Source organism: Emticicia aquatilis, assembly GCF_014644295.1.
GTDB lineage: Bacteria > Bacteroidota > Bacteroidia > Cytophagales > Spirosomataceae > Emticicia > Emticicia aquatilis.
Window position 1 is genome coordinate 1 of sequence record NZ_BMKK01000020.1, and the last position, 12,915, is coordinate 12,915.

General features: G+C 36.0%; 7 protein-coding genes. 4 read left to right on the forward strand and 3 right to left on the reverse strand.

All coding sequences use genetic code 11. From position 1 onward, the window contains the following. Positions 1-206 precede the first annotated feature (206 nt). A complete protein-coding gene (locus IEX65_RS26775; RefSeq protein ID WP_188771287.1) occupies positions 207-1,085 on the forward strand; it encodes a helix-turn-helix domain-containing protein in 879 nt (292 codons plus the stop codon). A 24-nt stretch (positions 1,086-1,109) separates the two neighbouring features. Here IEX65_RS26775 and IEX65_RS26780 read toward each other — a convergent pair whose 3' ends face one another. Together IEX65_RS26780 and IEX65_RS26785 are read right to left on the reverse strand one after the other, a co-directional pair. After that, entirely contained in the window at positions 1,110-4,280 is a 3,171-nt protein-coding gene (locus IEX65_RS26780; protein WP_188771289.1) for a sensor histidine kinase, read from the reverse strand. Positions 4,281-4,314: 34 nt separating this feature from the next. Continuing rightward, a complete protein-coding gene (locus tag IEX65_RS26785) occupies positions 4,315-4,956 on the reverse strand; it encodes a response regulator (protein ID WP_188771291.1) in 642 nt (213 codons plus the stop codon). Positions 4,957-5,118: 162 nt separating this feature from the next. Between IEX65_RS26785 and IEX65_RS26790 the strand changes: the two genes are divergently transcribed. The 3 genes from IEX65_RS26790 to IEX65_RS26800 all read left to right on the forward strand — a co-directional run bounded on the left by IEX65_RS26790 (position 5,119) and on the right by IEX65_RS26800 (position 9,650). Further along, complete coding sequence (locus IEX65_RS26790) at positions 5,119-5,379, forward strand: LytTR family DNA-binding domain-containing protein (protein WP_188771293.1); 261 nt, start codon at positions 5,119-5,121, stop codon at positions 5,377-5,379. 91 nt (positions 5,380-5,470) lie between these two features. After that, positions 5,471-8,632 (forward strand): tail fiber domain-containing protein, encoded by a 3,162-nt coding sequence (locus IEX65_RS26795; RefSeq protein ID WP_188771295.1) that lies wholly within the window; start codon positions 5,471-5,473, stop codon positions 8,630-8,632. Positions 8,633-8,774: 142 nt separating this feature from the next. Beyond that, positions 8,775-9,650 (forward strand): glycoside hydrolase family 16 protein, encoded by an 876-nt coding sequence (locus IEX65_RS26800; RefSeq protein WP_188771296.1) that lies wholly within the window; start codon positions 8,775-8,777, stop codon positions 9,648-9,650. A 24-nt stretch (positions 9,651-9,674) separates the two neighbouring features. Here IEX65_RS26800 and IEX65_RS26805 read toward each other — a convergent pair whose 3' ends face one another. After that, positions 9,675-12,878 carry a VCBS repeat-containing protein gene (locus IEX65_RS26805; RefSeq protein ID WP_188771299.1) on the reverse strand — a complete coding sequence of 1,068 codons (3,204 nt, stop codon included), beginning with the start codon at positions 12,876-12,878 and terminating at the stop codon, positions 9,675-9,677. Positions 12,879-12,915: the final 37 nt, after the last annotated feature.

Below are 12,915 nucleotides of genomic sequence, written 5' to 3' on the forward strand. Positions count from 1 at the left end.
AAAGGACAACTCCATTTCGCCTTAATAGGGTTCAACCCTACTTCGCTCGGCACATGCAACGTCTCTACGTCGTTTAAATTTGATTTACAAACACTATTAAGTTGACACAAAATGCGTTGAAATTTCTGATACAAATTTCTTGACTTTAATTGGAATTAATAGGAAACTATTTTTACTTTTATGGATAAAAATAAAACATTGACTCAATGAATCAAGAAAAGAATATCCTCAACTTTGATGGGCTTTATGGCGATGATTATGGACGTTATTCATCAGAATACATATTCTTGGAATTGATAGCCACTCGTAGCCAAACATTCGATTGGAGCATCAAACCACACATCCACACGCAGCTTTTTCAAGTATTTGTTGTACAAAAAGGTTCACTTTTGTTTAAAGAAGCTACGAAAGAGCAAGAACTTCATGCTCCGTGTATTATGCTGATACCTCCTACAAAACTGCATGGTTTGGTATATACGCCTAATGTTGAAGGATATATACTGACGCTTTCGGAAAGCATAATGGAGGATATTTTTAAAACATCAAATCCGATTTGGCAAACTTATGAAGACATCAGGATTTTGAATAGTTTTGAAGAAGAAATTTCTTTTGAACAGCTTCTGCAAATCTTAGTAAACATCGAAACAGAGTTATTTAGAGAAAACCCCGAACGCTTTTTGATGTTACGTTCATATCTTACGCAGTTTTTTATTTTTCTGCATCGGCTCAATAAGCAAGTGGAAGCTCAAAAAGGAGATTCGTTGATGATGATACATTTCCGCAAATTTCAGCAAAACATTAAGCACTCTGAATATCCGAAGAGTATCCCTGACTTTGCCGATGAACTCAATATTACACCAGTGCATCTGAATCGGATTTGCAAGGCAGTATCTGGAAAATCGGCCATCGAATTAGTTCACCAAAACCTCATTAACGAAGCTCAAAAATACCTACTACATACTTCGTATTCGATTTCAGAAATTGCATTTTTGCTTAAATTTGAATACCCCAATTATTTTGCGAAATTGTTTAAAAAATACGTTGGAATGTCGCCCACTGAGTTTAGGCTTCAAGATAGAAAATGAGGAAATGTAGAGGTTTTATCTATCCTATTTTGTTTGAAATATTGAATTTATGGCTAATTCAACCATAAAACCGTCATCATAAAAAACATTTAAAATTGCACCAAGGTTTTTGGCTCGCATTTGCATGTTACTTAGTCCTAAGCCATCGTCATTGATTATTTCTTTCTTTGAACCATCATCATGAATCAATAAATACAAAGTATTTTTTTCTTGTTTAAAAACAATATTCACATTTTTTGCGTCAGAATGTTTACAAATATTAGTGATAGCTTCTTTGAAAATCAAGTAAATATTTTGTCGTTTTTCGGGGTCAATAAATTTCTTTGAATCTTCAACCTCAACCTTAAAAGTATGTTTGATGTGCTTCATATTGAGATTTTTCTCAGCGAAAGCCCTCATTCGGTCAATTAGATTTTCGTATTTATCTTTTCGTGAGTCTATCGCCCAAACGGTGTCTCGCATACGTTCCATGGCATCGTGGCTCATATCACTGAGTTGGAGCAACGATTCTTTTTCTTTCCCTTTTGTCGTCAATGCCATCATTTGAGACTGCATTGCCAAACCCGACAAAATCGTGCCGACATCATCATGTAAATTGCTCGAAATCCGCACCCTTACTGCTTCCAAATCCTTGATTTTCTGCAAGCGACTTTGTACCCTAAAACGAATAAAATAGTAAATAATAGCAGAAATTGCTGCTAAATAAAATAAATACGCTATCCATGTTTGCCAGATAGGTGGGTGGATTTCGATATTCAGTTTAGCACTTTCTTTGTTCCATTCACCGTTACAATTGGCTGATTTTACCCGAAAAACATACTTTTTGGGTGATAAATTGGTGTAAATCGCTTCTTGTTCGTCGTTTGCTTCAATCCAATCGGTATCGTAGCCATCTAACTTGTAGGTGTATTTGGTTTGGTCGGCGTTATCGAAATGCAAGCCTGCATATTTTAATGTAATTTTATTTTGATAATAGTCCAATTCCAGATTTTTTAAATCATAGAGTAATTGTGTGGTGTCAGTCTTTCGACGCATTTTGTTAGTGGTAAAAGTAGCCGATTCGATAAGTATTTGAGGTTCGATACTATTTTCTTTGACTTTGGCAGGCTCAATAATAGTCAGGCCTTTGAAGCCTCCAAAAAAAATCTTGTTGTTGAGTTCGGTGACAGGGCTTGGTGAGTCAAAAGTATAATCAGCGACATTTTGCGAATAATAAATCGAAGAGTTTTTTTGAGCAATGTCATACTTCACAATTCCTCGAAAACAGCTTAACCAAAGCGTACCTTTGGGAGATTCAACTATCCATTTGAAGCTATCAACATTGTATTTTTTGGCTAATTTTGATTCTACTAACTCAAAATTCTCAAGATTTAAACTATATGGTTTTCCTGCAATAATGAGCCAAGCATTGCCGCCAGACTTACTTTTATAAATATATGAGATGTTTTCTTTCGACAAATCTAAACCATTGACTATCAATTTTTTATGCAATATTTTATTAGTAAAATAATCAACTGTAGCCAAGCCATAATCGCTACAAACGATGATGCGTTGATGATTGGGGTCGTCTATCATACCGAGCGAATTGACAAACTTTTGTTTGGTTTCGTCTTGAGATAATTCTGTTATTTGAATGACCTCATCTGTCTTTTCGTCAATCTTGTTTAGCCTCCCCCAATGATTAATTGTCCACACTACCCCTCTGCTGTCTTGCATCATTCGGCAGGCTCTTTTCAGAAAATTAGCCTTACTGCTATCAACTGGTAATTTTGCATCATACTCTTTGATGATTTTTTGTGTATTTGATTCAAAATGTACGATTTTATCTTTAAAGCTCAACCAATATGTACCATCTTGAGCTGCCAAAACGCCATAAGTTTGAAGGTTTTTTGTGCCAAAATCTATCGAATTGTCAAATGTTTGAGTACTGTCATCATACAAACTCAAACCGTTTGCTGTCGAAACCAGCAATTTATTTTTTGGAGCATTCGCCAAACTATAAATATTATCATTTCTTAGGCTGTTGGGAGTCGCTGAAGCAAAAAAATCTGCGAAGTGATAAAATTTGGGTGAAGCATTTTCAAGCGTTCCCGAACTCACCCAAAATGTACCTTGACGGTCTTTGCTAATGTGCCTAACGGTATTCCCTGATATCCCTTTTTGGGCGATTGAATTTTTTTTATATTGAGCAATCACTTTATTTTGGCTCAAATCAAATACAATCAAACCATCGTTATCGGTGCCTAACCACAGCGTATTCTTATCTTCGAGAAACATATCTCGGATATTAATTACTTGATTTTGCTGTAAAACCTCGTTGATTTTGATGATTTTGATTATTTTTTCAGTGACAGGATTCCAATGAATGATGCCTACATCCCACTCCGAAAGTAACAATGTACCATCGGGTAATGGAACGATGTCGGTAATCCAATCTGATAAAATTTTGTAATAATATTCTTTATCGAAACGATAAGTATGGTAGGTTTTTGAGGCGATGTTGAATTTTACAAAACCGAATTTCCGAGTGCCAATCCAGATATTCCCTCGCTTGTCAAGGTGCATGGCTCCAAACCTTAGTTTTTCTTCGTGAAGCCATGTCGTATCTCGAATTCTCGAAATCGGATAAGTAATAAATGTATCTTTTTTTCGGTCGAAATACTGCAAGCCCCCATATGCACCAATCCAAAAGTTTTTGAGTGAATCTTCGATAATCGTATGCGTACTTTGCTCCGACCAGCCATTTTCAAAGGGGGTTTTAATATGAATAAATTTGTCCGAATTTCTATCAAATCTATTTAAATAGCCGCTTCCACTAAGCAACCAAAGCGTGCCGTCGCTATCTTCAAAAAAACGGCTCGCCATTTTAAGATGAACATTTCTTTTGGTATCGTCATAATAAGGATAAAAATGATAACCATCGAAACGAGCTACACCCTCATTGGTAGCTGCCCAAATATAGCCAAAACGGTCTTGGTAAACATTCCAAACTTGGGTTGAAGGTAGTCCGTTTTTTGAGGTGAATTGATTGAAATAAAGTTTTTCGGTGGAAGATGAAGTATTTTGAACAGAAGCGTTGGTAAGTTTTGGGGCTGATTGCGTTTTTTCGGAGCTACTTTTACAAGACCAACAAAAAATTAGGGCAAAAATGACAATGCCGTAATTTAATTGTCTGAATTTTATATTTCTTTTCAAGAATAGGTTGTTTTAAGCAAATATATTAAAAATATCACCCAATTTGTCCTTTCATGTATTTATTTATTGCTTCTGTTTTATTATTGACATGCAGGATTTTATACATCTTTTTGATATGCGAACGTACGGTTTCGACCGAAATAAAAAGTTCTTCGGAAATAATTTGGTAGCTTTTTCCATCAACCAATTTTTCTAAAATCTCTTTTTGTCGGTCTGAGAGAATAGTGGCTTTGCTCACACGCCCACCCATAAAGTGATTGATGATTTCACGAGCGATACTCGGCGACATATACGAGCCACCATTGACTACGATTCTGATGGCATCGACGATTTCGGAAAGGCTGGCTTTTTTTGAAATATAAGAACACGCTCCAGAACACAAAGCCTTCAAAATCATGTATTCTTCTTCGTAGGTACTTAAAATAATGATATTTACATCGGGCATCAAATCAAGCAAAATAGGCAAAGCATCCAAGCCCGACATTCCAGGTAAGCCAATGTCGAGCAGTAAAATATCGGTTTGTTTGCTGGGATTGAAGTTTTTTTCCTGCAAAAATGCTTCTACTGAGCCTTCAATTATTGATAACTCAAACTCTTCGTGAAACCCAATAAACTTTGATACATTATCTCTGATTATTCTATTGTCTTCTATGATGCTGATTTTCGTCTTTTTCATAATCAAAAAATTTGTACAAAAATATTTTTTTTAAAACGAAATTCCTATCACCCTAACGGGTGATAATTAGCAGTAAAAACGTTAAAAAATCACATTTCAGGGTGATTTCTTGCTATCCTATTTTATAGCAATTTTGTAAAAGCAACTCTTGAAATTATAAGCATGAAAACTCCTAAAATTTTAAATTCAATCAATGAAGATACAATCTGCTATTTTCAATCTTCCATCAATTATACAATACTGCTCTTGGAGAATGGCAAGACTATGATATCGGGTTATAATATCAAAGTCTTTGAAACACTGTATGAAAACAGCAACTTTATCAAAGTCAATCGCTCTAATTTAGTCAATGTTTCATTCATCCAAAAAGCATTTGTTGAAAAAATGCTTGCTCTATCCTGCTCTTCAATGGCGATGCAATGAATGTTTCTCGCAGAAGATTAAACAAACTTAAAGCAAATTATCCTCTATTATTCTAAAATTATTGAGTTAAACCTAAAATTTACCAAAACAAATGAAAACTAAATTACTTTTTCCAATATTGCTTGTTTTTGTTTCAGCGAGTAGCTTTGCACAGATGTTTGTAACTGACCCGAATGATGGTTCTTTGACGATAACACCTAAAGGAGTTACCTCTGGACGAACAGCAGCACCTGGAGGTTCGGTAAGTAAAGACCCAAGTAATACGGCTTTTGGCTATTATCCATTTGCACTTATGACTTCGGGCTTGTATAATTCAGCATTCGGTATGTCATCGTCTTATTTTATTACAACAGGTAATGCCAACGCTTCATTCGGAATAGCCTCTCTAAGAAGTAATACGATTGGGAATTATAATACTGCATTGGGTTCGTATGCTCTTTTTAATAGTGTCGGGAAGTCGAAAAATACAGCCATTGGATATTATTCTATGTATTATGCTAACGACAATGCTGGTGCAGCTGATGGCAATAACACCGCAATCGGTAATGAATCATTACGTGGAAGTACAACCCCTGCTAATAATACTGGCACTCAAAATACCGCCATAGGTAATCAGACTTTGTTTAGTATTACTTCAGGGACAAATAATAATGCAATAGGTAATCAAGCATTATATAGCAACACGACAGGTGATAAGAATACAGCCATTGGAGCGGCTTCATTAGTATCTAATACAACAGGTAATTATAACATCGCTCTGGGGCAAGAAGCTATGTACTTGAATACGACCGGTTGGAGCAATACGGCATTAGGGTTTAAGTCTTTATACAATAATTTAGCTAATGATAGAAGTACTGCTATCGGTTTTGAGGCCATGTTTAATGCCAATAATACTGCTACTAAAATTAGCACCTACAACACCGCAATAGGTACTTCGGCTTTGAGGGGAAGTGCCACTCCTGCCAACAATACGGGTGTCAGAAATACTGCAATTGGCGATGAAGCACTTTACTCTATATCTTCAGGCACAAATAACAATGCCATAGGTAATCAAGCATTATATAGTAATACGACAGGTGATAAGAATACAGCTATTGGTGCTACTTCATTGGTATCAAACACAACAGGTAACTATAATATTGCTCTTGGGCAAGAAGCTATGTACTTGAATACGACAGGCTGGAGCAATACTGCATTAGGGTTTAAATCTCTTTATAACAATGTAGCTAATGACAGAAGCACTGCTATTGGTTTTGAGGCCATGTTTAATGCCAATAATACTGCTACTAAAATTAGCACTTACAACACCGCAATAGGCACTTCGGCTTTGAGGGGAAGTGCTACTCCTGCCAACAATACGGGTATAAGAAATACTGCAATTGGTGATGAAGCAATGCTAAGCAATACGACTGGTTCGGAAAATAGTGCTATTGGCAATCAAACTTTATATTCAAATACCACAGGAAACTTTAACTCTGCGAATGGCACAAGGTCAATGACATTTAATACTACCGGCTCTCAAAATACAGCCGTTGGTTATAAAAGTTTACATACTAATGTTGATGGGGCTAAAAACACAGCAGTTGGAGAAAGTGCTTTATTTTTTAATACTTCTGGAGAAAGAAATACGGCCATTGGGCAAAATGTTTTGCCAAATAATAATTTAGGGAATTATAATGTGGGCTTAGGAGCTGAAGCTCTATATTCAAATACAACAGGCTGGAGCAATACTGCATTAGGGTTTAAATCTCTGTATAATAATGTTGCCAACGATAGAAGCACTGCTATCGGTTTTGAGGCCATGTTTAATGCCAATAATACTACTACTAAAATTAGCACCTACAACACCGCAATAGGCACTTCAGCTTTGAGAGGAAGTTCAACCCCTGCCAACAATACGGGTGTCAGAAATACTGCTATTGGCGATGAAGCCCTCTACTCTATTTCTTCAGGCACAAATAACAATGCCATAGGTAACCAAGCATTATATAGCAATACTACAGGTGATAAGAATACAGCTATTGGTGCTGCTTCACTGGTATCAAACACAACGGGTAATTATAATATAGCTTTGGGACAAGAGTCTATGTATTCAAATACAACAGGTTGGAGCAATACTGCATTAGGGTTTAAATCTTTATACAATAATGTAGCTAATGACAGAAGCACAGCCATTGGTTTTGAAGCCATGTTTAATGCTAATAATACTGCTACTAAAATTAGCACTTACAACACCGCAATAGGGACTTCGGCTTTGAGGGGAAGTGTCACACCTGCCAGTAACACAGGACAATTTAATACAGCAATTGGAGATGAAGCATTGATGGGAAATTCATCAGGTAATTCAAATACAGCAGTTGGTAGAACAGCCTTAACAGCCAATACATCAGGACAATATAACGTAGCTATGGGGCATGATGCGTTGGCTTTAAATACGGTAGGAATTGACAATACTGCTATTGGTTATCAAGCTCTAAACGGCAATGTTGGAGGTTATAGAAGTACTGCTATTGGTAGATTAGCTATGCAATTAATGAATGCTGGTTCTACAACCATAACCGGAAATACAGCCTTAGGTAACGAAGCATTAAGAGGTAGTGTAACTTATGCCAATAATACAGGTCTGAACAATACTGCTATTGGCCATCAAGCATTGATGGTGGTTTCGACAGGTGGAAATAATACTTCGCTTGGGTCATTAGCGGGTAGTACCTTAACCACAGGAAGTGATAATATCATTATCGGGGCTAATGCTCAGCCAGCTTCAATAACGGGTTCTGGTCAAATACAAATGGGTATTGATGCTGCTACTATAACATCTGCAAGAGTGCGTGTTGCTTGGACTGTAACTTCTGATAGAAGATACAAAGAAAACATTCAGAATATACCACTTGGTTTAGATTTTATCAAGCAACTTCACCCTGTTACCTACCATCGAATCGGTAATCAAAATAAAGATATTGAATTAGGTTTAATTGCTCAAGAATTAGAAGAAACGTTAATCAAATCAGGTGTAAAGGATTTGGGAATAATTCATAAAGATGACAAAGGTTTTTATTCAGTTCGCTACAATGACCTCTTGGCTCCAATGATAAAAGCCATGCAGGAACAACAAGTTATGATTGAAAAATTACAAAGTGAAAACTCAGCTTTGAAGTCAGAAAACAAATCGTTTGAAAGCCGTTTGGCTTCCATTGAAAGTCTGATTTTGAAAAATGATACAAAAAAAGCATTAGTTGGAGAAGATAAATGATTTTTTGTAACACAAAATCACAATGCCCTCATTTTGAAAAAAGTGGGGGCATTTTTATGTAATTTTATTATAAAAGCTTAGTTTTCTTGTAAATATTAGTAATTAATATAATCTTTAAAGTTGATAAATGTTCAAACAAAAAATGAATAAAATCTTCTTTTTTAATCTCTTTTTGGGAATTAGTATCTCTTACGGGCAAAGTCCAAACCCCCAACTCCCCGATTTCAGCGAAGCTAAACCAATTGCGGGTATGAAGCTCGTTTGGCAGGATGAATTTAATAATAATGGCAAGCCAAATCCAAAATTTTGGAAGTCTGAAAAAGGTTTTGTCAGAAACGAAGAATTGCAGTGGTATCAAGAAGAAAATGCTACCTGCAAAAATGGTGTCTTGCTGATTGAAGGCAAAAGAGTCCTAATTCCAAACCCAAACTATGAGGAAGGAAATACAAGTTGGCGAAAAAATAGAAAAGAAATCAATTTTACGTCGGCCAGTATTCAGACCAAAGGCTTGCAAGAATGGCAATTTGGCACTTTCCTCATCAGAGCTAAAATCGACACTACACTTGGTTCATGGCCAGCAATCTGGACGTTAGGAAATTCGGGAGAATGGCCATCTAATGGCGAAATTGATTTGATGGAGTTTTATCGGGTAAAATCTGAGCCAACAATCTTGGCAAATGTGGCCCACGGAACTGGTAAACAATATGTAGCTAAATGGGACGACTCAAAAACGAGGCTGAAACATTTTACTGAAAAAAATAAAGATTGGGTAAAACAATTTCATATTTGGCGAATGGATTGGACACCCGAAAGTATTAATCTATACTTAGACGATGAATTGCTCAACTCTACTTTGCTTTCAGAAACCATCAATCCTGATGGAAAAAATCCTTTTCTACAACCACATTTTCTGTTGCTAAATTTAGCAATTGGTGGAAAAAATGGCGGTGAACCAAGAACCGACACTAAGTTAATTAAGTATGAAGTTGATTATGTGAGAGTTTATCAGAAACAGTAAATGTTATTGTTTCTGATAAACTATTTAAAAGTTCTTCTTAAAAACTCGTACTTTTTGACTATTTATCGAACTAATCAACTGATTACCAACCACTTTCAAATCTTTCACATCACCTTTTAGGCCGAGACTTGAATGATACTTAAAATTTCCTTTTCGGTCATTCAAGAAAATTTGCCCAAAATTGGCATCAATATTTCCTCGCACTCGTCCGTGTGATTGATTTCCTGCCAAAATTAAATCTTTGAATCCATCATTGTTTATATCATCGGAAGTAATGGCAAAAACTGGAGCAAATTGGGCTTCAATCGGTAACTTTTTTAGTTCAAATTTGCCATTTTTGTTTTCTAAATACACTGTTTCCAAAATATTAGCTTCTAATTTTTTGGCTTGTTTACCCTTAAATTCAGCCAAAATTTCTTCGGTCGTGGCGGTAGAATATAATTCGTGTGAAGTATATTTTTTCTTTAGTGCCACCAACTGCTCCGAAATTTCATCTCGACTAAAAATCGGGTAGTTTTTCCCTTGAATGTAATAAGACAAAATCGGGTCAAGGCGACTGTTATCGTCAAAATCTTCGTAGAGTAAAGTCATCGGTTCTTTTTCTGATGCACGAAGCTGTGAGTTAAGTCCATAGTTACCGACAACAAAATCCAAATCGCCATCTTTATCGAAATCATCGGCATAGATTCTTTGCCAAAAACCTTTCATAAGACTCAGATTATCAGCATTTTTCGTAAAAACTCCATTGTTATTCTGTAAGCACACAATTCCTGTAAATTCGCCAACAGCAATCAAATCTTGCCAACCGTCTTTGTTGAAATCGACTGCTAAAACATCGGTTAAAAGGCCTAATTCATTAAAAATTGGGTCTTCAACTTTCACAAATTTACCTTTATCATTGCGATACAATCGGCTTGGATTACTCAGAGGATAATTGAGCGGAATCAACGAGCCACCAACAAATAAATCAAGGTCGCCGTCGTGGTCAAAATCTATCGTTTCTACGGCACAATCCGAGTACGGAGTATCTTCAAAAGCATCAAAAGTTTTGGTAAAATTTCCTTTACCGTCATTCAAATATAGTCGATTTTGTAGCACCAAATCATTAGGCAAATATTCGTAACCACCACTTGTTACAAATAAATCCAAATCACCATCACCTTCTGCATCAAAGAAAACCGCATCAGTATCGGTACAAAGTTCGTCTTGTTTGAAAGGATTCTCTGCTTTTTTCACAAAGTTTCCTGTACTATTTTGAATAAATAACTCGCCAGGTTGACCTTTTCCTCCGCCAATAAAAATATCTTCTAATCCATCATTATTTACATCACCTTTGGCCATTCTTGGGCCTTGATAAGAATACATTTGTGGCAATAAAACCTGACGATTGAAATCGTTTAGAGGCATTTGCTTATGCACAAAATCAAGTGTATTGGTTTCAACAAAAAGCGGTTTTTCGGAAGGTAAAATAAATGAAGTCGCATTCGGAGCATAAGCCACTTTCAGCATTTGATTTGACTTAATATTCGTCTGTTTCTGAATCTTGCCATCATTCCAAACGATTACTAAACTATCAATTTTTTCGTTTTTACCCAAACCAAAATGGAGTGGAGCCATGATGCTACTTTGATAACCATGCGTAGGCGTAAATTGCTGATATTGAGAATTTTGCCCAACAAACAGATAACACTTCGCTCCTATTTTTTTATAAGAATTGAGTTGAATATTGATGTAATTTCCAATCTTTTTCTCAGTACTAAGATTCTTATAAACCGAAGCAGGTTCGTTGATATTGTTCGTAACAATTTCTAAATCTCCATCATTATCTAAATCGGCATAAACCGCTCCGTTTGAAATAATTGGCGTTTCAAAACCCCAGTCTTTTTGCTTGTTTGAAAACTGTAAATTATGTTCGTTTCTAAAAATATAATTAGGTGTTTTGGTCGAAGGCATTTTCTTGATAACATCCATGATATTTACGCCCGCTTGCTGGCCTTCATCGGCATAATACTTCTGAAAATCCATGTTGGTGTAATCTCGTAAATATCCATTGGTCACAAACAAATCTTTGTAGCCATCATTATCATAATCGGCCAACAAAACCGACCACGACCAGTCTGTGTTTGAAATTCCTGCCAGTTGTCCGATTTCCGAAAAAGTTGAATTGTTGCCATTATTGATTTGCAACATATTTCGCATAAAAGATGGATGAATTCCATTTTGTAACATCGACAAATAAGCACCATATTTATCAGGGCCAAAAAGCAACTTCTGACGCTTATTATCTTCGGGAAGCATATCGGTTGAAATAATATCTGGCAGTAAATCATTGTTGACATCGCCAATATCATTTCCCATCGAAAAATAACTCACATGGTTAGTTCTCGACTTGATTTCATCGCTAAATGTGCCGTTCTGGTTATTTATGTACAAATAATCTTCTTCCAAATAATCGTTTGATACATAAATATCCATCCAACCATCGCCATTGACATCAGCCGTATGAACACCCAAACCAAAACCAATTGGGTTTCCTTTGATGCCCGCTTTTACACTCACATCCGTAAACTTTCCGTTGATATTCTCTAATAATCTGTCGCCAGCCAACGAATCTCGCATGAAATGAATGGCCTCCACATCAAAACGTTTGAAATCTTTTACGTTATGATTCAGCACATAGGCATCTAAATCACCATCTTTGTCGTAGTCAAAAAAGGCAGTTTGTGTAGTGTAGGTGTTTAGGTCAAGATTATATTCGGCAGCTTTTTCTGAAAATGAATTATTTTTATTATTGATGTAAAGTTTATTTTTTCTTAGTTCGGGATGCTCAATATTTGCCGAAACCGACACGTAAATATCTTGCCAACCATCGTTATTAATATCCACGACCGTTACGCCAGTTTTCCATTCTCCATTCCATTTGATACCCGATTTTTCGGTAATATCTTCAAACTCCAAACCACCTTTATTGATATACAATTTATCTTCTCCCTGATTAGCCGTAAAGTACAAATCAGTCAATCCATCGTTATTAAAGTCGGCGGCAGCTACGCCTCCACCATTATAAAAATACTCGTAGTTAAGTACATTATCTTTTTCTGTCTCTTCGATTTTATTGACAAATTTGATATTGGTATCATCGGCATCCAGTTTTTCAAAAATAGAATCCGAATTACTTTTGCAACCGATAAAAAAGAGCAGAATAAACGATAAATTTATAAATTTCATTGAAAATAATATGTGATTTGTGGGTACGAAATTAGAA